Annotated in this window: 1 protein-coding gene; it reads right to left on the bottom strand. The window is 30.0% G+C overall.

The window, feature by feature from the left end; genetic code table 11:
* Window positions 1–42 precede the first annotated feature (42 nt).
* Window positions 43–876 carry an RHS repeat-associated core domain-containing protein gene (locus ASE55_RS20450; RefSeq protein WP_056215986.1) on the bottom strand — a complete coding sequence of 278 codons (834 nt, stop codon included), beginning with the start codon at window positions 874–876 and terminating at the stop codon, window positions 43–45.
* Window positions 877–1,301 lie beyond the last annotated feature (425 nt).

Here is a 1,301-nt window from a genome sequence, read left to right as displayed (position 1 = left end):
AGAACAATTAAAAGTATTTTTTTCATAGATATTTAATTTAAATTATTTTTTCTTCCCTGTATATATTGCTTGGTTATAATCATATTTCACATAACCTCCGTTTGCTCCGTTATTTTTTAGCCATGTACTATATACATATTTAGATATTGCAGTATTACTTTTCGAACGTCCTTTATCACCACTATTTGTATAAGCTGTCTTAAATGTTGGGTTACCTTTATTCCAATTATCATCTGCGAAACCAGAAGGGTTATAATCAAATCCAGGATGCGAATGGACAGATTCAGAATGTACGCTATTTGTAGTTATATGCATTGTGTTGGATCCCATACTCAAATTATTATTTGCCAACACATCAGCAGCACTCGCATGCTTAGAATTATGGTAATTTGTGCTTATGATATTTGTAGAAAATCCATCAGAAAAATCAAATTTATCTTGTCCAAATTCTACGGATGTATTATCAGCTATAAACTCAAATACCTGTGTTGCAATATTATAATCATTAATTTGAAAATATCCAAAATCGGGACCTACTCCTTCAATTGCTACTTTTTCATTCTCTAGTTTTCCAATTTGCGAATTACCTGTTGGATTAGCTTTTGTGATATTTGTTCTTGCAATTTGAATAGATTTAGATTCATCCTCATTAGTAACAGTATTATAAGCATTATTATCAGCAGTACGTTCTATTTTACCACTATTAAAAATTTTTATTTTATCTTCGGCTTGCATTCCATCCGGATCAATAAACCTTATCGGATTATTTATAGCATAGTTATAGGGGGTAAACCTCCTTGAAGTTTCCGCCAGCGGATCCACGACACCCCATCTTCCTACATCAGGCATATAAAATCTCGCTCCATAATCATACATTCCACTTTACTCCAACTCTTTCCCATTATACTTGTAATTATAAGCACTCTGAATTCTTATTCCAGAGTGCTTCAATATAAGATTTAATTACAATTATATGGATAGCATTTTTCTAAATCACCTGTTGAATTAAAGTTAAGTACCCATGATTTGGGATCATAACTTTCATAAGAATTTTCACTATCTACTTGCTCTAATTTATTTATCCTTAATTTCTCTAATAATTTGGGGTTACTTTTTTTGTCAAAAATATAAAATGTATTTTCAGATTTCCTATAAACATCATAATCTTTACGAAATTCATTTATTTGACTTTGACTTTCAAATCTATGAAGTCATTTAAACTTTTTTAGTTTTATAAAATTTCTTCAGAGCTATTACTATAAAAGCTATGTAATTGAAAGATTTCCAACTTGATACTGTTG

Origin of the sequence: Chryseobacterium sp. Leaf201 (assembly GCF_001421435.1) — a bacterium.
Lineage (GTDB): Bacteria > Bacteroidota > Bacteroidia > Flavobacteriales > Weeksellaceae > Chryseobacterium.
Note: the sequence above shows the minus strand (reverse complement) of the source record. Positions and strands in the feature narration are given on the sequence as shown.

Bases quoted from the DNA above. Each gene is read 5' to 3' on its own strand.
- ASE55_RS20450 (WP_056215986.1), bottom strand. From the start codon at position 876: ATGTATGATTATGGAGCGAGATTTTATATGCCTGATGTAGGAAGATGG.